Consider the following 23178-nt stretch of genomic DNA (forward strand, 5'->3'; position numbering starts at 1 on the left):
CTAAGTATTATATACTTCATATATGATTACCCAAAAGGAGTGTATCAATGGCTACATATAAAATATTCCATGATGGTATACATACAATTAACATTACAAATATTCAGTCAGCAACCTCCTATGACAGCAACCAACCTTCTGCGCTTCCTGTCTGCATAAACAGTTGTGGCTGCAATTACTATAAGCTTAATTCAGAGCGCACTACAATTTACCGCCCCGATGGAAGAGCCGACTATCAATTAATCTATATCCACGAGGGCAAGGGTGACTTTCTTATCAATGGCAGTAATAGGACACTTGAAAAGGGAAGCCTTATCCTGTTTAAGCCAGGAGATCCACAGCACTATTCTTATGATACTACCGTCCGTGCCCAGGCATACTGGATACATTTTTCCGGAACTGAGGTAGAAACGCTGCTCCGCCAGAATAACCTATGGGACAATACCGTATATACACTCAATGGAAAAACTGCGTTTCCCGAAATCATAACAAAGATTACCCGTGAGCTTCAATTTCATACTTACCAGTACCCTTTGATGTGTCATGCATATTTTCTTGAACTGCTTTGTTCCCTGACACGCGCTCTGGATAGTCAGCAAGCCTTTATGGCTGCCGAGCAGGAATCACTCGTTCCTGCACTCGACTTAATCCATAATAACTTTCAAAACGACTATGACATAAATTATCTTGCAGGCCTTTGTGATATGAGCAACTCTCACTTTATCCGTAAGTTCAAAAGCTTTACAGGATATCCGCCGCATAGATATATGACTATGGTTCGGATTGCACATGCAAAAGAGATGCTTTTATCCTATGACAGCTCAGTGTCTGAAGTCGCTAATAAGCTCGGTTATGATAACCCTCTTTATTTTGGCAGATTATTTAAAAAATACACCGGCAAATCGCCTTCTGAATTTAAAAAGCGAATGTACTAACCCTTTACAGCACTGTCCAACTGACCTTTTATAAAATACTTTTGTAAGAACAGGTAAATAACGATCATAGGTAAGATTGCCACTACCGCTCCGGCGGCTGCCGCATTTAAATCATTCATGTTTTCTGAAAAATACTGCTTTACGGTCAATGTTATATTGTACATTTCTTTTTGCTGTAATATATATAAGGAATAGGCATACTCATTCCATGCCGCCACACCTTTCATTATGATGACAGATACAGTAACCGGTTTTAACTGGGGCAATATGATGTAGAAGAATACCTGCATGATTCCGGCGCCGTCTATTGCGGCCGCTTCATCTAACGATACCGGTATGGACCGGATAAAGTTAACATACAAGTAGATTGACATCGGGACGCCAAATGCAGCAATAACCATGATTAGTCCCCAATACGTAGATATCGCATTTATAGAAACCAAGGTACTATATACACCCACTACGATAGAAAGCGGCGGAATCATCATAACACCCATAATCACACTTCTTAATGCATTGTTAAATTTAGAACGGTTACGGGCAATCGGATAGGCTGCGAGACATCCGACAATGACCTCTATGATTACAACGCTGACAGAGATAATTGCTGTATTTTTAAGAGCATTCAGCAGTCCGCCGTCACCCAGCACTTTTATATAGTTACCCCAGTAAATCGAATCCGGCAGGCTCAGCCTTGACGAATGATCTGTAACCGGCTTGAATGAGGTCACGACAATGACATAAATCGGAAGCAGGTATATAACCGCAATCAGTATACTGCATAAATATTTCCACCAGTTTTTCTTCAATGTATGCCCTGGTGATTTTTTATCTTTTTGCATTATAACTCCACCTCTTTCCTGTCAAAATAAGCATTTCCAATTGTAGAAACCAATAAAATAAAGAGGAAAATACAAATACCTATCGCTGAGGCATAACCTGCTTTTTCGGCCTGGAAGTATCTGTTACTTACATAAGTCATGACGGATTGTGAGGCATGTCCCGGCCCGCCATTTGTCAGGGAGATTACCACATCGTATAACTTCAATCCACCAATCAGGTTTAAAATTACCGCCGAGGAAATGGAAGGCATCAAAAGAGGAATCGTAATGTGCTTGAAACTTGCAAGCTTTCCCACCCCATCGATTGCTGCTGCTTCGTAATATACCTTAGGTATATTTTGCAGCCCTGCTAAATATATAATCATACAATTGCCTGCATATTGCCATGAATTAACGAGCAAAATAGCAGCTACCCCTATAGCCGGATTTCGCAGCCAGTCTATTGGCTCAAGCCCAAAGGCAGCAATTATATCATTGAAAACGCCATTATTGAAGGACAAAAAATAATACATGATATATCCCATAATCAGACCGGATATCATGATCGGCATATAGGTAATTGTTCGTATAAATTTATTTCCCGAATACTTTGTATCGACCAGCAGCGCGACTGCAAGGCCGATGATATTTTGCAATATTGTTGAACCGATTCCATATATCAGTGTATTCCTGAAGGCAGTCCAGAAATTTTTATCCTGAAACACATCCAAATAGTTTTTAATCCCAATAAATTTCATATCCTGCGCATATCCGTTCCACTTAAAGAAGGATACCTTGATTGCCTGAGCAAAGGGATAGACCACAAACAGCCCAATCAATAACAGCGCAGGTATGTACAACAGGTTCATACGTCTGTTTCTTTTTTTCATCGAAATACCTCTTGTTATTACAATTCAGAACCAGGCACAACGTCCATTGGTTCTGAATGTATGTTGTCTTTGTAACCCCGTTATTGTTTCAGATTATATTTCTGAGAGTATACAGAATTAATCACCCGCATGTGCTTCTTCATATTTATCAATATAGTTTTCCTCAAGCAGGCTCACAGCACCCTTTACCCCATTTTCTGAAGGATCTAATGCAATCCCTGTCGTTGCCTCTGACATGACGCTCCACATACCACTCGGGAAATACTGCCTGTCAAATACATTGTCATACATCAGGTTTCCTTCATACTGTTCAATGCTTGCATAGTATGCATCTGTAGCATAGCTGTCTCCAAGGTCAATTCCGCTTAATCCAGGAACAGAGCCTTCTGTTTCGCAAAGACCCGGTATTACATTTTTTGTTGCTATATAGTCTAAGAGCTGAAGCGCTGCTTCTTTATTTTTCGTATCCTTCCATACGCCAAAGCATGATCCCTCTCCAACCTGGTACATATTTTTTCCTCCATCCTCATAATACGGAACCGGAAGAACACCAAGATTTGCATCCGGAACATAGGATTTTGCTACTGCAAGGTTGAGTATACTACGAACAATGAATCCACACTTTCCCTCGCCAAGCGCTTTTTGCATTTCTGCTGTATCAGCTGTAGAATAGTTTTCATTCATATAACCCTTATTGATATAATCAGCAAATTTCTGCATTACAGGAGTGCCTGTTTTCTGCCAGTCAAACGTTCCATCCTGAAGCGTCTCTGCACTTGGATATGCTGCACCATCATTTGTCAGCATCATGGGAAGCAAATATGTATTTATAAATCCGGCTCCGTTTGACGGCTCCTTTCCACCGATAAATATCGGTGTAACACCTGATGCCTTAATCCTTTCACAGGCTTCCTCAAAATCAGCAGTTGTACGAATCTCTTCCGGAACAACCCCTGCGGCCTCAAGCACATCTGCATTATACATAACTGCAGAAATACCAACTGTGGCCGGTAACACATAGATATTCCCTTCCTCATCCGTTATAACTTTCTTAGCATCCTCTGTTATAGAACCATACCAGTCCTGATCGTTTAGAGGCATAAGATAGTCTGAATAACGCATGACTGACCATCCATGTGTTGTCCAGACGTCGGGTAAATCATTCGATGCCATTCTGGTCTTTAAGACTGTTTCAAAATCCGCTCCAGGTGCCGTCAGCTGAACCTTTATGCCTGTTTCCTTTTCGAAATCTGCGATGACTGATTTGAATTCCTCCAGTCTGATATCACCAAAGTCCACAGCAACCTCCAAGGTTGTTCCTTCCGCCGAATCTTTCTCTTTCGATGTGCTTTTCTCTTCGGAAGCAGATTCTGCTTCTTCTGCTGTACTCTCTGATCCGGAACTATCGGTTCCTGAACCCGAACATGAGATCAGTGAAAGAGAAAGTGGTACAAACATAAATGACGCTAACACCCTTTTAAAATTTTTGTAATTCATAATTCCCTCCTTTTAATATACTTCTCTTTGAGTTGTAATTAGAAGTGCACGACGACTTATTTGGTTATTTCCTACACTCCCTTCTTATTATGCTCGTTCTTTTTGTAATACATATTATATGAAACGGTCTATTATTTGTAAAGTAACAGAAAAATCTAACATATGCACAAAACTGCTTTTTGTATTCTCTGTCACTTGGTAACTTCTACTTTGTCTGCGAAACGGATTGATTTTTTGTTGTAAAATGGTAGAATATAGGCTACAAGAAATGTTTTATCCCAACTTTATTGTTAGAATGCCGTTAAAAACGGCGGAATGAGAGGTTCATTAAGATGAAATACGTACTTGATACCCACACACACACTATATCAAGCGGCCATGCCTATAATTCACTGAATGAAATGATGGCATCTGCAGCAGACAAAGGGCTTTCCCTGCTCGCTATCACAGATCACGCGCCAGACATACCCGGCGCCGCATGCGAGTGTTATTTTGACAATGCTCAGGTCATCGACCGGGAATATTATTACGAAAAGTACGGCAAAAAAACCAGACTGCTCTTTGGAGTAGAGCTCAATATATTAAAAGGCGGAAAACTTGATCTGGAAGATCATACAATTAAGAGTCTTGACATTGCAATCGCCAGCATGCATCCGGTCTGCATAGAGCCGGGTACCCTGGAAGAAAATACCCATGACTATATAGAAGTGCTTAAGAATCCATATGTACATATCATAGGACATCCGGATGATGGAAATTATCCAATTGACAGAAAAAAACTTGTACTTGCCGCCAGGGAATATGGAAAAATCCTTGAGCTCAATAATCACTCCCTATCTCCTAACAGTCCCAGAAGAAATGCACTTGAAAACGATCTGGAAATGCTGAAGCTATGCAAAGAATATAACCAGCCCATCGTAGTCGGAAGCGATGCCCATGTGGAATCGCGTATAGGCAATCATGCAGAGGCCTATAAACTCCTTGAATCCCTGGATTTTCCGGAAGAACTGGTTATTAACACATCTGTTGACAAGTTGATGGCATACCTGAAAAAATAGATTAAAACAGCATGCAGTTAGGATTGAATCCCGGAAATATATATTCATACACTAGTACAGAAAACCTGCCACTGGCAGCTTCCTTTTCATACTTTGGTATTCAAAAAACTCTTAACTACCTCATGATATTTGGTAATTAAGAGTTTTATTTCATAAAATTGTTGTGTTAGAGGCGTAAATTATAATTCAATCTTAAAATCATCAGAGTCTTCGCCATTGACTACATAATACGCGGCATTTTCTTCTGCAACCACATATACTTCCAATGTCTTAATCGTCTCACCTTTACGCTTTTTTCCATACTCTTTAGCCGCTGCTTTTGTAATACTATCTACCTTAACCTGTTTGCCGCCAAATTCAAAAGTAACACTAGTTTTTACAGCCGGTTTTGCAGTTGCTTTTTTCACAGCCGGTTTTTTCACTTTTTCTTCCTTCTTTTCTTCTACAACGGGTTTCTCGACTGGTACAGTAGTCGCCTTGGTCTCTGTTTTGGCCTTTTTCGTCTTCTTTACGTTTGCCATAATCTTTCATTCTCCTCTATAATATTTATAATCAAACTCTTGTGCCAATCCCAGATGCATATGTATAAATATTATAAGATTATATCTTACGTTCGTCAATTAATGATAATACCAAATTACTCCATATAGATTTACCTTTTTTCGTTAAAATAAGGGATTTCTCTCCACACCAAAAGAATCCTTTCCATTTCAGCCACAAAAATAAATGCATTTAAATACTTAAATATCAGTATTTATTCATTTATACTGAGACTCCTTATTCTTTCTCTTAGCGGAAGAATGAATGCCGGCGAAACCGAAAGTTCATCTACACCCATTTTAAAAAATGTTTCTGTAAGCTCCGAATCAGCTCCCAGTTCTCCACAAATTCCGACCCACGCTCCACCTTTATGTCCATTTTCAATCGTTATTCTGATCATTTCCAAAATTGCCGGATGATGTGCGTCATAAAATGCTTCCAGTTTCGGGTTCTGTCTGTCAATCGCCAATGTATACTGCGTTAAATCATTTGTCCCAATACTGAAAAAATCAACTTCTTTTGCTAATTCTTCTGAAATCATGACTGCTGCAGGGGTCTCAATCATTACCCCTGTTTCAATATTGCGATACGCAATTCCTTCCTTCTTCAGTTCTTCTTCAGCCTCCCGCATAATTTCCTTAGCCATATGCAGTTCTTTTACAGATATGATCATAGGAAACATCACTGCTATTTCCCCATGTACACTAGCTCTTAATATTGCTCTCAGCTGAGTTTTAAAAATTTCTTTTCTTGTCAAACAGATACGAATCGCACGATAGCCCAGCGCCGGATTCTCTTCTTTATCCAACTGAAAATAATCCACCTGCTTATCTGCACCAATATCCAGGGTTCGAATAATCACTTTTTTCCCCGCCATGTTTTCTGCGACCATTTTATATGCCATATATTGTTCATACTCTGAAGGAAAATCATTTGATTCTAAATATAGAAACTCACTTCGGAACAACCCTATTCCTTCTGCATCATTTAAAAGTGCTGCCGCCGTGTCGGAAACACTTCCTATATTTGCATAGAGATGTATCTTCCTTCCATCACGGGTAACTGTCTTCTGACCTTTAAATTGTTTAAGCAGTTCCTCGCGTTTTTGCTCCTCGTTTAATGTTTTCTTTGCCTCCACAATTGTTTCTTCATCCGGTTCAATCAGAATCTGCCCTTCATAGCCATCTAAAACCGCCGCCTTACCATGCCATTCCTTCTTTATATCGACCTCCATCAAGGCTGGAATATTCATTGTCCTTGCCAAAATGGCAGTATGCGAATTCGAAGAACCATATCTGGTTACAAACCCCAATAATTTAGACTTATCTATTTGAACAGTCTCACTGGGTGCTAAATCGTCCACGACTAAGATAACGGGCTCCTCCAGCTCCGAGATATCATTTTGTTGCCCTGTCAGGATTCCGACCAGGCGATCTGTGATATCCTTCACATCCAAAGCTCTCGCTTTCATATACTCATCATCCATGGCAGCAAACATCGATGAAAAATTATCCCCGGTCACCGCTGTTGCATACTCTGCACACATTCCCTGGCTCCGGATAATATGATAAATTGAATCCGTATAGTCTTCATCATCAATCATCATCTTATGAACCTCAAAAACTGCAGCTTCTGTCTCCCCAACTTCTGCTCTGGCTTTTTCATATAGTTGTTCCAGTTGTATAATTGCTTCTTCTTTTGCATGTGTAAAGCGTGCAATTTCCCCTTCAATATCCTCAATCTTTTCACGCTTTACAGTTGTCTGTTTCTTTTCATAATAAAATATCTTTCCCATTGCTATCTTCTTAAGAATTGATTTTCCGCTGTATTGCTCCACACCTACACCTCTTTCCAATAAATTTTTTAAAAATACTTCTCCTGTTTGCATAGTTCCTTCTAATAATACATAGAAACTGCCCCCTCAACCGGCGGTTCCTTTTACATACTTGGGTATTAAAAAAACCAAACATATGCCATAGTATCATGACATCCGTTTGGTTTTGCCCACATGCAGCAGTAGCAATCCGTAGGATCATAGGATCAAAATATCTTTTGACCTTATATTATTTGTATTAATTATAACAAAACATTTAACAATGTCAACATTCTTCATGCATGTTGCATCATTCTATACACATTACACAATTATCAGATGCCGCCTTTGGGGATTATTATAGTAGCGCTTCTACCTGCTCCTTTTTTTCAAACAAAACACATCCTCCTGCATGTTCCTCCATGAGGACATCCTGATTCTGAAGCTTTTGGAACAGTTTCGAGTAAATAGCTTCTTTTAAGGATGTATCCTTTACATTAATATCTGAGTATGGCGAAAATGGACACGGCTCCGCTCCACCATGGGAATTGATATGGAAAAATCCTCTTCCGGCTGCCAGACAGCCTCCTGAGGTCTTTTCATCTCCTGGAAATGAAATAAAGATCATGTCCCGGTATTCTTCCCTGATTTCCTGAAGACGTACTTTGAGCCATTCCCTCTCTGCGTCACCAGGTGCAAGATTTCTGGTCTCCTCTGCGACGGGAACAAATTCCACATAGAAGACTACCTTTGCACCAGCTTCCCTTAAGGTATGTAAAAAACTATCGGAAGTGACTTCTTTTATATTCTCCGTTGTTAACGTAATCGAAGTTCCAAAAGTCAGATTCTTTTTCTTTAAGGAATTCATCGATGAAATCACTTTCTGATATACACCGTCACCGCGTCTTTGATTCGTACTCTGTTCATGTCCTTCGATACTGATTACTGGAACCAGGTTTCTGGATTGATCAAACATGCTCATATATTTATCATCCATTATTGTCCCATTCGTAAAAACAGGAAAGATAATTTCCGGAATGGAGGCAGCCGACGCAATTACATCTCTTCGCATCATGGGCTCCCCTCCGGCAAGAAGAATAAAACCTATTCCTAATTCCCTTGCTTCCAGAAATATCTTTTCCCAATCCGCTTTTCTTAACTGTGATACCCCTTCATCATCCGAACATGCATGATTTGATCTTGCATAGCACCCCGCACAATGTAAATTACAGCTGCTCGTAATACTCGCAATTAGAAACGGCGGAATATTCTCTCCCTGTTCCTTTGCACTTCTGCGCTTCTTTGTTGCCTCCTTACTACTCAAGGCATATTTAGCCATAAAAATACTTTCTTTGGGATCTTTTAAAGTGGCTCTGATTGCGCTTTTCACAATATTTTCAACACCAGCAGATAAATATCGCTCTAAATCAAATGCTTCCTTCATTTTGATAACCTCTTTTATTTTTTATTTTTATTAAGGATTTTATGCAGCAATCCATAAAGCTATATGGCTTCGCATTCAAAATAGTTGTATGCAATTAAATTGTATCCAATGTGTTTTGATTTGTCAATACTTTTTTACGCTCATTTTATTCCAGCAATTGAATTCTGCCAGCAGTTTCTATATAATATGATAATGATATACGCCTGATGTAGAGGAGGATATGGAATATGAAGAAAATCAAAACCACAGCGATTGTCGGAATGGGAGCCTTAGGACTTTTATATGGTACTTATATCCTGGACAAAAAATTCCCTGTCTGTTATGTGATGGACGAAAAACGGGTGAGAAAGTACGAGAACCAGGTCTTTTATAAAAACAAGGAACCCTATACATTTTCTATTTGCAGCTATAAGAATATGGAACCGGTGGATTTGTTGATTGTGGCAGTGAAATATACCAGTCTGCAAGCAGCAATTGAGGAGATGGCCGGATGCATCGGTAAGGATACGATCATCATGTCCGTGCTCAACGGCATTTCCAGTGAAGATATAATTGCTAAGCAATATGGACGAGCGCATTTAATTGACGCAGTGGCTCAGGGTATGGATGCGGTGAAATTTGGAAATGAACTGACATTCAGCAAAATGGGTGAACTGCGCATTGGAGCCAAAGAAGCATGTGAGCGGAAAAACTTAGAATCAGTCAAAGCTTATTTTGATGAAATTGGCATGCCGTATCAGGCGGATGAGAATATCGTTCACCGGATGTGGGGGAAATTTATGCTGAATGTGGGAGTTAACCAGACCTGCATGGTGTATCAGACCAATTATGGCGGCTGCACGACCAAAGGAGAGGCTAACCGCACCATGATAGCAGCCATGCGGGAGGTCATTGCCATTGGGCAGGCAGAGGGCGTACCAATCAAGGAGAAGGATTTGAATGAATACGTAGCACTCCTCGGAACCCTGTCACGGGAGGGGATGCCCTCCATGCGTCAGGATGGGATTGCAAAACGCCCTTCGGAGGTGGAGATATTTGCCGGAACGGTGCTGAAGCTGGCTGAAAAACATGGTATCCTTGTTCCTGCCAACCAGTTTTTATATGACAGTGTTAAGGCAATAGAAGCGAACTATTAAAAAATGAGACTCGCTCAACAGCAACTGGAATGTTGAAGTCTTCCCTGCATCATTCCAGCTGCAATATCTGCTGCTCATCTATCTTCCACACATTGGACCCCTTTCCGAAAGCATAGAGAAACTCTATTTCCCTTTAATCCAGCCATGCATTATGTAATGTGCATTGTCAAGACTCGGCTGCTTTTCTGTTTTTAGAACCGCACTATGTTGCATTTTTGCCATACCAAAAAGCATAGTCACCTTTAAATTCATTCGCATGCACGGTTGGATATTGACTGTTTTCGCGGCAAGTTTCCTCATTTTTTTAAACAACATCTTCCTCCGGTAACCCAAAATATTTTTATTTTTGATCGGATGATTCCATTTGCATTTTTCTAGGTTTCTCTTTTATTCCCACAAATCATAAGGCTGCATGGTTTCCCTATTACGAAACTCATGTTTTTCATAATATCCGATCAATTTACCTTCATCACGCAATGCTACCATATAAACGTCTTTGTTCTGTTTTTTATTATGAAAAGTATAAACAAGATTATGCTCCGGAGATAAAGCAAACCATGCTGTCACCTGCTTAATCTTCTCGTTTGACTGTGCATTATGACAATTCAAAAGGCTATGCCCAACCAGTTTGTCTCCGCCTCGTTTTGCATAACTCTCCACTGCTGCCGGATTCATATAGATTATCTCGTGATCCAGATTGCAGATAACTACAGCGCATCTATCCTGGTCAACGATACTCTTGTAAAAAGCAACATAGGTTTTAAACTCCATTTATTTCCTCCTCATATCTTGGAAGTTTCACTACGGTCATTTCATGCCCCATCGCCGGGACAATTTTGCCCACAAAATCCTTTGTTGCAAACTTAATGCTCGCTGTGTTAATACATGGATGACAGGCAATCTCAATACCCGCTAATACCTCTTCATCCACACATAGCCTGACTCTTCGCTCCTTGTCATTCATCAAACCCATGACACTCACCGATCCCGGCGTAATATCAAGAAGTTCTTCCATATAACATTCCTTTGCGAAAGACAATCGTGCAACACCTAACTGCGCTGATAGATCCTTGGTTTTGAATTTCTTATCGCCAGGAAGCATTAACAAATAAAAATCTGTTTCCTGCCTGTTGCACAAAAAAAGATTTTTACATATCGTAGCTTGCAGAAATTCATCAATCTCTGCACACACCTCCATTGTCATGGCGGCTTCGTGGTCTGTTCTTTGATATATAATTCCCAAACGGTCAAGGAAGTCATAGGTCCTTATCTCTTTTTCCAGGCGCCCGGTAATATCTGCCGGTCTTCCATTCATCAATTCAAGCATAATCTTTTCCCTCTAACTGTTTATTACATAGCTCATCTCATACCACTCTTCGCCGCCCCAGTTTGAATCTGCTATACCCATATTGCAAAAACCCATTTTCTCATACATCTTAATCTTTGATTTTGCGCAAGTCAATATAATCATTTTGCGATTCTTTTTCCATTCTCTGCGCAGATATTGATATACAATTTCTTTTGCCAGCCCCTGCCTGCGATATGCAGGGAGAACATCCAATCCCAAAAGCATGATATTTTTTCCATTTGGGTTATGTAGACCGGCATCCTCAAAAAATTCATCTCGAAAAGAATACTCCTCCGTCGCTAATCCATTTAAGAATCCGGCTATCTTACCTGTCTTCCTGTCAACAGCTACCAAGAATAATTCCGGTGCAGCCAAAACTCTTTCCTGCATGTGGACAGCAGAGCACGCCTCGTTAGGAGGAAAACAGATTTGTTCTATCTTAGCCACTTCATCCGCCTCCTCCTCACGAACCTCCCGAAATGCGAAGCGCGCATTGAGCTCTTTATCTGCAAAACCAAATTCTTCTATAAACTGCTTTACTTTATTTCTGTCTTTTTCACTCATAAGTTTTGTTATCCATTCCATTTATCCATTTGATTTTTTCACATCCTGCCTTTGCTGTTAGCCATAATTTTAACACTGTAACACTTCCATTTCAACTAATACTTGGACTCTTACGGGCAATCGTTTTTTTACAAATTTATTTCAAAAAAATTTTTAATTCCTGCGCATGCCGCCTCTTCATCACCTCCGGTACATTCAATCACGATCGTATCACCGCACTTTATCGCCATTCCCATTACCCCCAATATTTTCGTAGCTTCCGCTGATTTTTCTTTTGTATGTATAGTAATCACACTGCCAAACTCTTGCGCCTTTTGAAGAAGAGATCTTAGCAAATCTCCCATTGAATGGCATGAGGGCAACAGCTAAGCTGATTGATTTGGCCGTTGCTATTTTCAGTTTAAAGGCTATTGATACTCCTCTGGAACAATAGCTTCGGCAGTGGATTGCAATTTTTCTGTTATTCCCGGAAACACAATCTCCATACAAAATTCCTGCCCCTTGATTTCGGCCTGAATTTCTCCATTCATACGAAGCGCCAATTCCTTTGCATGGTCCAGTCCATTTTTTATGAGATTCTGCAGCATTCGTCGGATTCCCTGCTCATTCCCTTTTATATAATGCAATCTCATTTTTCTCCTATATAGGAAACAGGCAGCACCCACGTAAAATAATGGACGCTGCCTGCAGTTTTACACTAAATCAGTTTATTTTCAAAATCTTGTAATTCGTGAAAAATATTATCCACAACAGCAATGTCTCTATCTACACGATATAGCATAAAATATCTATGTGATAAAAAATTAATTCTTCTATATCCCCGTTCTCTGAGTCTTGGGTTTTCACAATAATTTAAACTATCAGCAACCTGCTTTAAACTATTTTTTGTTGCTTCAAAATTATCCAGTAAATTGCTTGCTGCCTGCTCGTTTTTCTTAACAAACAAAAGATAATTTACATATCTGTCCAAATCCTGTTCTGCATCTTCTGTCAACTGGACATCATAATCCATACTTTGACCTCATGTCTGAAAGAACATCCTCAGCATTTCTTAATTTACCTTCATCTGCATGTTTTCGTGAATGTTCTAATCTTGATAATAATTCAGCTTCTGTCATCAAAATATATGGATTTTGTTCCATGGTATTTCTTTTTATTTCAAATGGAAAACCATTATTAGCAACCGCTTGAGTCAAAAACATACGAATAGCTGAAGTTGTATCCGTCCCCAAGTCTTTAAACAACGAATCCGACTTAGCTTTCAAATCATCATCCACTCGAATTTGAATTGTGCTAGCCATATCACATACCTCCCTATTGAAATTGGGTTTTCTTAATCATATATATTATATTGCTTTATAATTACTATGTCAATTCAAATAAAATGAGTTGGCAATAATATTTCTATGGATGTTTCCATTTAGTTTGGCGGCATTCCAGGCATGGTCTGCTTTTGGATCACCGTTTGCCGTTCTACTTACCATCAGAGCATCCAGTCCTGCCTTTCTGTCCATATAGACAAATGTATCCGCATAGCTGGCACATACACCTTTTTTATTCATCGCAATCCCATAAATCGAATAGGCATCCTCATCAAGCTCATTTAAAATACTACCATTTCCATATCGTTCATCTACTGTTAATCATCTACAATAATTTTACGCTAGCTTGAACTCTTAACGTTATTTCTGTATAACCCGCAAAATTTTATAGCTTCGTGAGTGACTGCTTGAGAATTTATGCCACGCAAGTTATAATGATTATAAAGTGTGTGCTTAGGGGAGGAATTATGACATTACAACAAATGAAATATTTCGTCGCAGTAGCAGATTACGGTTCAATCAGTGAGGCCGCAAAACGATTATTTGCAGCACAATCCAGTATATCCGCTGCGGTCAGGGCAGTGGAACAATATTATAGTATTACTGCGTTTGTGCGGACTTCAAAAGGGGTTACACTGACAGCTGCGGGAAAAGAATTAGTGATTGAATTTAATGGGATTCTGAATCGTTTATACTATTTGGATTTAAAATATGAAGGCAAAAAAGAAAATAAGCAGAGCCTGTTTATCTCAGCACAGCACCATATTTTTGGAATGGATTCTTTCATGTCAATGGTTGGAACGATTGACTTACAGGAGTATCATACCGGATTCCATGAATGTAAAACATCGGAGGTATTCACTCATGTGGAAAAGGGGTGGTCCGATCTGGGACTGATTTTTTTTGATGGCCAGAGTAAAGGACAGATTATGCAGGAACTTCGAGGTCGAGGAATCGTTTTTAATCATATAGCATATCGTACTGCCCATGTTTATCTTGCGGATACACATCCACTTGCCAACAACAAAGAGATTAAGGGGGAAGAGTTAGAGGCTTTTCCGTTTATTACTTATGATCATGTACCAGGTGTGAATTCGGCATATACAGAAATGATCGTTCCCTATTACAAGATGAAAAAAGTGATATCAATTTCAGATCGTGCAGCCGCCTATTCGCTGATGCGCCATATGCATGGATTTGTAATCGGAAGCGGTTATCACACATGTGATTCTGCGTATCAAGATATTCTGGCAGTTCCCATCTGTGAAGGGACGACACTTGAACTGGGATGGATTGTCAGAAATAATTACATATTACCAGATGCGGCTCAAAGCTTCTTGGAATTACTTGAAAAAAGCGAGATATAGCTGCAGTTTCATGAAAAACGATGGATTTCCATCGTTTTTTTGTGTCTACAGAAGGAATTATCTCTATGATATGATGATACCAGGGTCAAAAGGTACTTTTAACACAAGCAAAAGAAAGGGGAATGAATGGATGAAAAATGCAAAAACAATGGTCAGGAAGTACTGGAAAGTGTATGTGGCTGCGGTGGTTCTGGCAGTAATATGTGATATGATCGGAACTGTAAAAATTAACACAGGGATAGGAACGTTGACATTATTTCCTATGGTATTTGCAGTAATACTTGGAGGTCTTTTAGGGCCGGATGTCCTGAAACTGTTAGATACTGAGCAGTCTAAAGCCGGAGGAACTCTGGTACTGGTTGTATTAGCTCCATTTATGGCTAAAATGGGGATCTCGGCAGGGGCAAATTTGGGTAAGCTGGTATCTGTTGGACCGGCGCTTATTCTGCAGGAATTTGGTAATTTGGGAACCGTCTTTTTATCACTGCCGATCGCACTTCTTCTTGGTTTGAAAAAAGAGGCAATCGGAGCTTGCTATTCGATTAACCGGGATTCAAATTTGGGACTTACTACCGATATATATGGACCGGATGCAGCAGAGACAAAGGGTACATTTGCAGTCTATATTGTGGGCTCTGTAATCGGCACTGTCTTTATTAGCATTTTAGCTGGGGTTGTGGCTTCCTGGAATATCTTTCATCCCCTTGCTTTAGGAATGGCAAGTGGTGTGGGAAGCGGCTCTATGATGCTGGCTGCAACTGGTGTATTAGGAGAAATGTATCCGGCTTATGCAGACGATATCATGATGCTGGGAGGTACCAGTGATATGCTTACCGGTATTACCGGGATATACATGGGGACCTTCGTAGGATTACCATTGGCCAGAAAATTGTATGCATGGCTGGAGCCTAAACTAGGGAAAAAGAAGCATAGGAAGGGGACAAAATGAAAAGATATGTTATTCAGCAGATGGCATTGTTGTGTTTGGTGTCGGTTATTATGATATTGACGAATCTGATCGGCTATGATATGCCGCTTACAGACTCTATAATTGGGATTTTAGTGCTTGACGGCATAGCCTTGTGCGGTTTGGCGATCAGCAAATACATGAGCCGTTTTATCCATTTACCGTCCATGATGTATGTTTCTCTCACTGCTCTTTTACTTGCCTGTCCAATATCACCCGTACAGGCCTGGATTGTAGAAACCACTTCGCAGGTGGCATTTATGGCTCCTGTAACGGCTTTGGGGGCCTTCGCCGGAATTTCTCTGAGTAAGGATTTGAAAAATTTTGTTAAAATGGGATGGAAAATGGTGTTTATTACTTTGTTAGTTATTTCGGGAACTTTTATTTTTTCTGCATTGGTTGCAGATGTGGTACTTAAATTGACTCATGCTGTTTAAATGTGGTGATATTCGACTAAAAAAGAAAGGAACTTTGTAAATGGATACATGTGATATTTTAATCAAAGGCTGTCGTATTCTGAGACCGGATATGTCAGTATCGGATGTGTGTAGTGTGGTAATTCAGAACTCATACATAAAGAAAATCGGAAAAGAAAAAAAGCTGGAAAAGGAGTTTACGGCAAAAGAATCTCTTGATGGAAGCGGAAAGCTTTTGATGCCGGGTCTGGTGGATGGTCATACACATACTTGCCAACAGCTGCTTAGAGGACGGGTTTCTGATGAATATCCGATGGTCTGGACGAGATTTCTGGTTCCTTTTGAAAGCAATTTAAAACCGGAAGACTCTTATATCAGTGCTCAGTTATCTTGCCTGGAAATGATAAAAAACGGAACAACTGCGTTTGCTGATTCCGGTGGTGTACATATGGAGCGTGTGGCTGATGCAGTTCTGGAGTCAGGTATGCGTGCAGCGATAGCAAAATCAACGATGGATATGGGAAATGCAATTACCGGAGCAATGAAAGAAACTGCGGAAGAATCAATTACGCATACACGGGAATTATATAAGAATTATCATAATGCCGGGGATGGCAGAATTTCTATTTGGTTTGCCCTTCGCCAGGTGATGACCTGTTCACCAAAACTGATCGAGATGGTCAGGAATTCCGCAGCAGAGTTACATACGGGTATTCATGCTCATTTGTGTGAACACAAGGATGAAGTAAGTTATTGCCTGCAGAACTATAAGCTCCGTCCGGTTCAATTCTTGGAATCTATGGGGGTGCTGGGGCCCAATCTCTTAACCGCTCATAATGTCATGCTGTCTGATGAGGATATTTCCACTCTGGCAAAGTGGGATGTAAAGATTATCCATTGCCCAAGAGCAAATCTGGCAAACCATGGATTCCCTAAAGCCCCTCAGATTGTAAATGCAGGTCTGAACGTTGGATTAGGATGTGACGGCGCAGCCCCTTCTAATCTGGATCTATTTGATGAAATGAAGATACTGCGTTACAGTATGATTGCATATTGGGGACTTCCTTCCTTTGACCCGGTAGTGATGACCTGCCAGACAGTTCTCAAAATGGCAACCCAGGGAGGTGCAGCTGCTATAGGTGAAGGTGAACGGCTGGGAACTGTAGAAGAAGGAAAAAAGGCAGACGTTATCCTGTTGAATATTGACCAGCCACATCTGACTCCTTCACAAAATCTAGTGAATACAATTGTGGAGGCGGCAAATGGTCATGACGTGACAGATTCCATTATTAACGGAAAAATTGTTATGAAAAACAGAGAAGTGCTGACACTGGATGAAGAAAAAATCCGCAGAGAAGCACAGCTTCATATGGAAAGCATTATCAAAAGAGCATATTAAATACTAGTATAGGCGACAATAAATAACTTGCTGATTCAATAAGGATGATTTCGTGAAAACCGCGATAGCAAACGTAGCCGTAGCGCTATACTAGGAAACAGGCAGCATCCACTTAACATAAGCTGGGCGCTGCCTGGCCAAGTTATTTAATAACTCTCTCCGCTTGCTCGATTAGAAATGTAGCATATACTAATGGATTTCAAGTGTATACCCTTCTCTCGTGAATAGAGGGATCTGATCGATCGAGGTCTTTACTGTGACTGTCTGACCACCCTCACAGGGCTCTTTCGTCCAAACATTTGTCCACACAGCACCAGCCGGCAGATAAACTTCCTTTGTTTCTTCCTTTTCTTCCATTACAGGTGCAACCAGAATATCCGGTCCATACATGTACTGTATCTCGATTTCCCAACATGCAGCATCCTCAGGGAAGTCATAGAACATTGGACGCATAACCGGTGTTCCCTTCGTATGAGCTTCCTCCATGCGTTCTCTTGTATAAGGTCTTAACGTCTCACGGATGTCCATATATTTCTTACAGATTTCATAAACTTTATCGCCAAAGCTCCAAATTTCATTCGGCGCACCGGATACACAAGCTGCACCACCGGTTGTTCCCTGCTGTGGCTGATACGGCATACGATATCCATGCAGGCGCATAACCGGGCAAAATGCTCCGTACTCGAACCAGCGAATCAAGAGCTCACGAAAATCTTCATCATCAACTTTTCCGCCAAAAAATCCACCGATATCTGTTGTCCACCATGGGATACCTGCCAGTCCCATATTCAGTCCTGCTGCAACCTGATTTCTCATGCTCGCAAATGAGGAGTGAATATCTCCGGACCACACAAGTGCACCGTACTTCTGACTTCCCGCCCATGCACACCTAAGAAGGTTTACCACTTGCTCCTGTCCTTGCTCACGCATGCCATCAAAGAAAGTCTTTGCATACATCGCAGGATAAATGTTGCCCACCTGGACATTCGGACCTGCATGGTAACGATAATTTTCAAAATCATAAACTGTGTACTCAGGTTCTGCCTCATCCAGCCAGAAAATCTTCACACCCTTATCGTAATAATTCTGTTTACATTTACTCCATACATACTCCCGTGCTTCCGGATTCGTCGAATCGTACTGGATGGTGTTTCCCATATAAGTATTGTCTATTCTGACACCCTTCTCAACTCTTGTAAGCAGCCCTTTTGCCTTCATTTCCTCAAAGTTTTCGCTTAAGTAATCCACCATCGGCCATACAGAAACCATCAGCTCAATTCCCATTTCCTTAAGCTTTGCAATCATAGCATCCGGATCCGGCCAGTAGGTCGGGTCAAAGCGGAAATCACCCTGCTTTGGCCAGTGGAAATAATCCACGACGATAACATCAATCGGAAGTCCACGTTTCTTATATTCACTTGCAATCTCCAAAAGCTCTTCCTGTGTCTGGTAACGAAGCTTACACTGCCAGAAGCCAAGACCATATTCCGGCATCATCGGAACCTTGCCTGTTGCATCTGCATAAGCTTCTTCAATCTCCGCCGGTGTGTCTCCCGCGGTAATCCAGTAATCCAGCTTCTTCGTGGAATACGCCTCCCAGGTTGTTGTATTTCTGGAGAAATTTACACGTCCTACTGCCGGATTGTTCCACAAAAATCCATAACCCAACGAAGAGACTGCAAATGGGACACTTGCCTGTGAATTTCTATGTGCCAACTCCAAATCTGCTCCCTTTAGGTTCAGAAAATCCTGCTGATACTGTCCCATACCGTAAATCTTTTCATCCGGATTTGAAACAAAACGCATGTTCAATGAATACTCCCCTCCGATGATCGGCTTAAACTCTCTTGCCTCAATCAAAAGAGAACTGCAGGTATCAGCAAACATATCCTCCCGGTTACGGACAAATTCTTCTAAAAGCAATTCACCTTTCTGATTATAGAAGAAGATTTTTCCAATATTATTGACAACCGCTTTGATCTTGCCATTTATTATTTCTGCTGAGAATTCATCAATTTTAATTTTTGCCTCCGTCTTTACCGGCTCCTCTAACGCCCAACGTTCTTCTGGCATTTGGGGCAGCTTTGAAGAACGCACACGAAGGGAATTCGCTCCCCATGGCTCAATAACCATTCTCTCCGCATCATAGCGATAGTGCAGCTCACCGTTCTTTTCCTCAAAATATCCCAAAAGAAAATTACTGTCCGAACGAAAATCGCCCGCGCTTTGTTCTTTTGCAACTTCAAATTGTTTCATAAAATACCTCCCATAAAATGTTTTATATCTTGTCAAAACGAATAAACAGCTGTCGTGGATGGACCAATCGTGATAATTGGAAGTGAACAGATCAGCCAGAGTAAACTTAGTGAACGCAAAGCAAAAATTTTTTTCGTCATCTTTTTATTCCTTCCTTAGAAGAGATACTTAAGTTTACCTGATTTCACAAACGCCGGAATCTCATCGATAGGTGCTTCTATCGTTATCTTGTCACCTCCGATATATTCTTTCCCACCTTGAAATTATAAGGACTACAGCCGTTTTTATTTGTTTCACAGAGTATGGTAATTTATTCTCTGCCTTTACTTCTTTTCTGAATTGTTTTCATTTGACTTTTCGTTATGAACTGATAATCGGTTCGGAATCCACAGACAGCGTGTAGATCATCTGTGATTGTTTCACGCTTATACAATGGCATGAGTCCCTGTTCTTGAATCTCTGCAAAATTTATGGATTTTAAAGTTCCTAAGAGTGTTTCACAAGTGTATTTGTAATCAAGCTTTTTCTCAAGTATGCGGTAAGACAGCAGTGCAAGAAAGCAGATAAGAAAATGTGCCTTGATCCTATTTTCATCCTGCAGATACTTTGGTGAATATGTAATGATCAGACGCTGATGAAGCTTTTTGGTTGTATAGGGTTCGTCTTTATAATAAAGGTCCGGATCATCCGCAGGAATTTTAGTGATATCAACAGGCTTATCATCGGAGATTCTTTTGAAGCCCTTTGGATCCAAAGCCCATGATCTATCTTCGGTGGACAGCTTTTTTATGGACTGTGTTACAATAAAAGACCGCTCGCCCATATGATTATAGTTTCGGATATCTTCCGAAGCTAAGCCTGCATCACTGCAATAGATGAATTTCTGGCATCCGAATTCCCCAAGGACTTTTTTCTCTAAAGGTCTTAAGGAAGTCTGTTCATTTGCATTTCCAGGAAAAGTAGAAAAGGCAAGCGGAATGCCATCTCCATCCATGAACAATCCCATTTGAATGATTGGATTCGGTCGGTGTTTTTTGCTCTTTCCGTATCTTTTGCTGCCATCTTCCTGTTCGATTTCAAAATAATAATTCGAGCAGTCATAGTAAAGGACCTTATCGTTTCTTTCAACCAGAAAGTTGCTGTTTTTATATACTTCTGACTGGATAAGATCACATTCACTTCCAAGAACATCCAAGGCACGATAAATATCATGAAGCTCATAAGACGGTCTTTCCAAGAATTCAGATGCAGCCTTAAAGGAAGAACGTTTACTGGCCGGCTCAAGCACTCTGGCGTAGATCAGATCTGAGAGGATCGCATTTATATCATACTGAAATTTATATTTAGCTTTCAATTTCCGGCATATTTTATTTAATTACAGACCGTAATAAATGTACTGAAGAAAAAGATATCCGCCACGAAAGAACTTCTGCTTGTCGTAGTCCAGCTGCCTGTCGGCATGGAAAATGATCTGGACCGCTTTGCTCTCACGTTCTTCTTTGTATTTTTGAGTTTCGATTCTGGCTTCTTCTTTAGCCCAACACATGACATCATCCCGCGTGGGACCATGTTCTTTTAGTAATTCCTTTAAAGTACCAAGCTTGCGAATAATAGCAGAGGTGCTTACCCCTTTGTCATTTTTCTATTGTTCAACTGTCAAACGCCCGGATATATTTACTCATAAAATCTCCTTCTACTGCTGTCAGAAGGAGATGTAACCATACCACTTATGTATGAAAGAGTAAATGTTAACTGTGTGGAAGTAAATTCCACTAGGGAATGAGGGAGTGGAATTTATATTTTCATTTTAGGCCGATACTCCTTATTATCGAAAGCGTTCGCCTTTTCCCTTTAATAATGCTATACTATAAGGCAGAAGTTTAAAAAGTATGTCATACCAATTATTTGTATCTATAGGAGATGGGAGAAGTGGAGCTTTCACAGCAAAATGCAATGAGTATTGAATAAACAGTTTATTTATCTCTATGACAATATAGGGCTGGCGATTTTTATAGAAGAAATTCCTCCAGCTCTTAGGCGAATTTTTGTGGGCAGAATATTTCGAGGGTGTAATGACAAGGAGATTAAGGTGTTTAATGTCGTCTATACTTTCAAGAAAGGTTGCGTATATGATTAAAAATGATTTTAAAGAAATAGTGAAGTCGGCATTAAATGCAGCTAAGCCAGATACAGCTGTTGAAAAAGCACTTACAGGGCGTAATTTTGGAGATGGAAAAACGATACTAATAGCGATAGGAAAAGCAGCTTGGCAAATGACAAAAACAGCTGTTGATATATTGGGGGATAAAATATCAGAAGGTGTTGTTATTACAAAATATGAGCATTCAAAAGGCTCCCTTGAAAAAATAGATATTTATGAAGCAGGCCATCCTATGCCCGATGCAAATTCAGTTACAGCAACTCAGGCAGCTATAGATGCTGTTACAGGATTGACTGTAGATGATACCGTGTTATTTTTGGTTTCGGGAGGAGGCTCGGCTCTATTTGAAAAGCCACTGATTCCGTTTAAAGAGCTTGAAAGTATTACTGAACAGTTATTAGGAAAAGGTGCGGATATAGTTGAGATGAACACAATCAGAAAGAGGTTGTCGGCGGTTAAGGGCGGAAGATTCGCTAAACTGTGCGAACCGGCAAATGTATTTTCGATTGTTTTATCAGATATAATCGGGGATCCATTGGATATGATTGCTTCGGGACCAGCATTTCCAGATCGTTCTACCAGTGAGCAGGCACTGAAAGTAATAGAAAAATATGATTTAACTGTGAGCGAGGAAACAAAGCAATTGCTACGAAAAGAATTGCCGAAACGCTTAGATAATGTAGAAACAATGATTACGGGAAGTGTTAGTCAGTTATGCGAAGCAGCCTGCAAGCAAGCTGAAACACTTGGATATAAACCATTTATACTTACAGATAGTTTAACATGTACCGCACGTGATGCAGGGAGCTTTTTAGCAGCTATAGCCAGATACCACAGTAATAGCAAGGAGTCATTGGCATTTATAGCTGGTGGAGAGACAGTCGTAAAATTGACAGGAAAAGGAAAAGGAGGAAGAAATCAAGAAATTGCATTGGCAGCAGCATATGGGATATCCGGACTAAAAGATACTGCAGTATTTTCGGTGGGATCGGATGGTACAGATGGACCGACAGATGCAGCAGGTGGATATGTAGATGGTGAGAGTCTGCATATGATGGAAGAGAAAAAGATGGATTTGTTTTCTTATCTAAATAACAATGATGCCTACAATGCATTACGTGCAATTGACGGACTTGTAATAACAGGACCGACAGGAACAAATGTAAATGATTTATCCGTAGTATTGATTCAACGATGAGGATCGCTTTTATTAATACAAATAGGGGATGGTAAAAGAATGATAA

Annotated in this window: 24 protein-coding genes and 1 pseudogene; 8 read left to right on the plus strand and 17 right to left on the minus strand. The window is 40.4% G+C overall.

Annotation, left to right across the window (positions count from 1 at the left end):
- The first annotated feature begins 47 nt into the window (after nt 1–47).
- Nucleotides 48–935 carry an AraC family transcriptional regulator gene (locus KNL20_RS14615; RefSeq protein WP_230398464.1) on the plus strand — a complete coding sequence of 296 codons (888 nt, stop codon included), beginning with the start codon at nt 48–50 and terminating at the stop codon, nt 933–935.
- Here KNL20_RS14615 and KNL20_RS14620 read toward each other — a convergent pair.
- From KNL20_RS14620 to KNL20_RS14630, 3 genes are all read right to left on the minus strand, one after another.
- Complete coding sequence (locus tag KNL20_RS14620; protein ID WP_230398465.1) at nt 932–1777, minus strand: carbohydrate ABC transporter permease; 846 nt, start codon at nt 1775–1777, stop codon at nt 932–934. The two genes, KNL20_RS14615 and KNL20_RS14620, sit on opposite strands and share 4 nt — an antisense overlap.
- Nucleotides 1777–2646, minus strand: a complete 870-nt coding sequence (locus KNL20_RS14625; RefSeq protein WP_230398466.1) for a carbohydrate ABC transporter permease — start codon at nt 2644–2646, stop codon at nt 1777–1779. The genes KNL20_RS14620 and KNL20_RS14625 overlap by 1 nt, the downstream gene beginning before the upstream one ends.
- Before the next feature lie 117 nt (nt 2647–2763).
- Nucleotides 2764–4143, minus strand: coding sequence for an ABC transporter substrate-binding protein (locus tag KNL20_RS14630; protein ID WP_230398467.1), 1380 nt, complete (start codon nt 4141–4143; stop codon nt 2764–2766).
- A 332-nt stretch (nt 4144–4475) separates the two neighbouring features.
- Here KNL20_RS14630 and KNL20_RS14635 point away from each other — a divergent pair, with 332 nt between their 5' ends.
- The gene (locus KNL20_RS14635; protein WP_230398468.1) at nt 4476–5201 is read left to right on the plus strand and encodes a phosphatase; all 726 of its coding nucleotides are present in this window, start codon (nt 4476–4478) and stop codon (nt 5199–5201) included.
- A gap of 179 nt (nt 5202–5380) precedes the next feature.
- Here the strand turns inward: KNL20_RS14635 and KNL20_RS14640 are convergent, their stop codons facing one another.
- From KNL20_RS14640 to KNL20_RS14650, 3 genes are all read right to left on the minus strand, one after another.
- Nucleotides 5381–5722, minus strand: coding sequence for a DUF6465 family protein (locus KNL20_RS14640; RefSeq protein ID WP_230398469.1), 342 nt, complete (start codon nt 5720–5722; stop codon nt 5381–5383).
- Nucleotides 5723–5955: 233 nt separating this feature from the next.
- A complete protein-coding gene (gene ptsP / locus KNL20_RS14645) occupies nt 5956–7629 on the minus strand; it encodes a phosphoenolpyruvate--protein phosphotransferase (RefSeq protein ID WP_331468211.1) in 1674 nt (557 codons plus the stop codon).
- Between the two features lie 283 nt (nt 7630–7912).
- Nucleotides 7913–8998, minus strand: a complete 1086-nt coding sequence (locus tag KNL20_RS14650; RefSeq protein ID WP_230398470.1) for a radical SAM protein — start codon at nt 8996–8998, stop codon at nt 7913–7915.
- A 227-nt stretch (nt 8999–9225) separates the two neighbouring features.
- Between KNL20_RS14650 and KNL20_RS14655 the strand changes: the two genes are divergently transcribed.
- Nucleotides 9226–10134, plus strand: coding sequence for a ketopantoate reductase family protein (locus KNL20_RS14655; protein ID WP_230398471.1), 909 nt, complete (start codon nt 9226–9228; stop codon nt 10132–10134).
- 387 nt (nt 10135–10521) lie between these two features.
- Here KNL20_RS14655 and KNL20_RS14660 read toward each other — a convergent pair whose 3' ends face one another.
- The 8 genes from KNL20_RS14660 to KNL20_RS14695 form a co-directional block, all read right to left on the minus strand.
- Nucleotides 10522–10905 (minus strand): PAS domain-containing protein, encoded by a 384-nt coding sequence (locus tag KNL20_RS14660; protein ID WP_230398472.1) that lies wholly within the window; start codon nt 10903–10905, stop codon nt 10522–10524.
- Nucleotides 10895–11461, minus strand: coding sequence for a prolyl-tRNA synthetase associated domain-containing protein (locus KNL20_RS14665; RefSeq protein ID WP_230398473.1), 567 nt, complete (start codon nt 11459–11461; stop codon nt 10895–10897). The genes KNL20_RS14660 and KNL20_RS14665 overlap by 11 nt, the downstream gene beginning before the upstream one ends.
- 12 nt (nt 11462–11473) lie before the next feature.
- Nucleotides 11474–12046 (minus strand): GNAT family N-acetyltransferase, encoded by a 573-nt coding sequence (locus KNL20_RS14670; protein WP_230398474.1) that lies wholly within the window; start codon nt 12044–12046, stop codon nt 11474–11476.
- Nucleotides 12047–12174: 128 nt separating this feature from the next.
- A complete protein-coding gene (locus KNL20_RS14675; RefSeq protein WP_268966520.1) occupies nt 12175–12390 on the minus strand; it encodes an HPr family phosphocarrier protein in 216 nt (71 codons plus the stop codon).
- A 63-nt stretch (nt 12391–12453) separates the two neighbouring features.
- The gene (locus KNL20_RS14680; RefSeq protein WP_230398476.1) at nt 12454–12678 is read right to left on the minus strand and encodes an ATP-binding protein; all 225 of its coding nucleotides are present in this window, start codon (nt 12676–12678) and stop codon (nt 12454–12456) included.
- Nucleotides 12679–12743: 65 nt separating this feature from the next.
- Nucleotides 12744–13058, minus strand: coding sequence for a type II toxin-antitoxin system RelE/ParE family toxin (locus tag KNL20_RS14685; RefSeq protein WP_230398477.1), 315 nt, complete (start codon nt 13056–13058; stop codon nt 12744–12746).
- Nucleotides 13048–13347 carry a type II toxin-antitoxin system RelB/DinJ family antitoxin gene (locus tag KNL20_RS14690; protein WP_230398478.1) on the minus strand — a complete coding sequence of 100 codons (300 nt, stop codon included), beginning with the start codon at nt 13345–13347 and terminating at the stop codon, nt 13048–13050. Before KNL20_RS14690 ends, KNL20_RS14685 begins: the two co-directional genes overlap by 11 nt.
- A 69-nt stretch (nt 13348–13416) precedes the next feature.
- Nucleotides 13417–13656 (minus strand): transglutaminase domain-containing protein, encoded by a 240-nt coding sequence (locus KNL20_RS14695; protein ID WP_329957524.1) that lies wholly within the window; start codon nt 13654–13656, stop codon nt 13417–13419.
- A gap of 179 nt (nt 13657–13835) precedes the next feature.
- On the opposite strand from KNL20_RS14695, the gene KNL20_RS14700 reads away from it, so the two are divergent.
- The 4 genes from KNL20_RS14700 (at nt 13836) to KNL20_RS14715 (ending at nt 17517) form a co-directional block, all read left to right on the plus strand.
- Entirely contained in the window at nt 13836–14735 is a 900-nt protein-coding gene (locus KNL20_RS14700) for a LysR family transcriptional regulator (RefSeq protein ID WP_230398480.1), read from the plus strand.
- 130 nt (nt 14736–14865) lie between these two features.
- The gene (locus KNL20_RS14705) at nt 14866–15684 is read left to right on the plus strand and encodes a DUF3100 domain-containing protein (RefSeq protein WP_230398481.1); all 819 of its coding nucleotides are present in this window, start codon (nt 14866–14868) and stop codon (nt 15682–15684) included.
- On the plus strand, nt 15681–16139 hold the full coding sequence (locus tag KNL20_RS14710) for a hypothetical protein (protein ID WP_230398482.1): 459 nt from the start codon (nt 15681–15683) through the stop codon (nt 16137–16139). Before KNL20_RS14705 ends, KNL20_RS14710 begins: the two co-directional genes overlap by 4 nt.
- Nucleotides 16140–16179: 40 nt before the next feature.
- The gene (locus tag KNL20_RS14715) at nt 16180–17517 is read left to right on the plus strand and encodes an amidohydrolase family protein (protein ID WP_230398483.1); all 1338 of its coding nucleotides are present in this window, start codon (nt 16180–16182) and stop codon (nt 17515–17517) included.
- A gap of 189 nt (nt 17518–17706) precedes the next feature.
- Here KNL20_RS14715 and KNL20_RS14720 read toward each other — a convergent pair whose 3' ends face one another.
- From KNL20_RS14720 to KNL20_RS14725, 3 genes and pseudogenes are all read right to left on the minus strand, one after another.
- Nucleotides 17707–19650, minus strand: a complete 1944-nt coding sequence (locus KNL20_RS14720) for a glycoside hydrolase family 31 protein (protein ID WP_230400128.1) — start codon at nt 19648–19650, stop codon at nt 17707–17709.
- Between the two features lie 155 nt (nt 19651–19805).
- On the minus strand, nt 19806–19913 hold the full coding sequence (locus tag KNL20_RS16395; RefSeq protein ID WP_408637502.1) for a DUF624 domain-containing protein: 108 nt from the start codon (nt 19911–19913) through the stop codon (nt 19806–19808).
- Nucleotides 19914–20083: 170 nt separating this feature from the next.
- Nucleotides 20084–21412: pseudogene (locus KNL20_RS14725) on the minus strand (IS1634 family transposase); the annotation flags it as partial.
- Nucleotides 21413–21902: 490 nt separating this feature from the next.
- On the opposite strand from KNL20_RS14725, the gene KNL20_RS14730 reads away from it, so the two are divergent.
- Nucleotides 21903–23132 (plus strand): glycerate kinase type-2 family protein, encoded by a 1230-nt coding sequence (locus KNL20_RS14730; RefSeq protein ID WP_230398484.1) that lies wholly within the window; start codon nt 21903–21905, stop codon nt 23130–23132.
- Nucleotides 23133–23178 lie beyond the last annotated feature (46 nt).

This window comes from Novisyntrophococcus fermenticellae (assembly GCF_018866245.1).
GTDB lineage: Bacteria > Bacillota > Clostridia > Lachnospirales > Lachnospiraceae > Novisyntrophococcus > Novisyntrophococcus fermenticellae.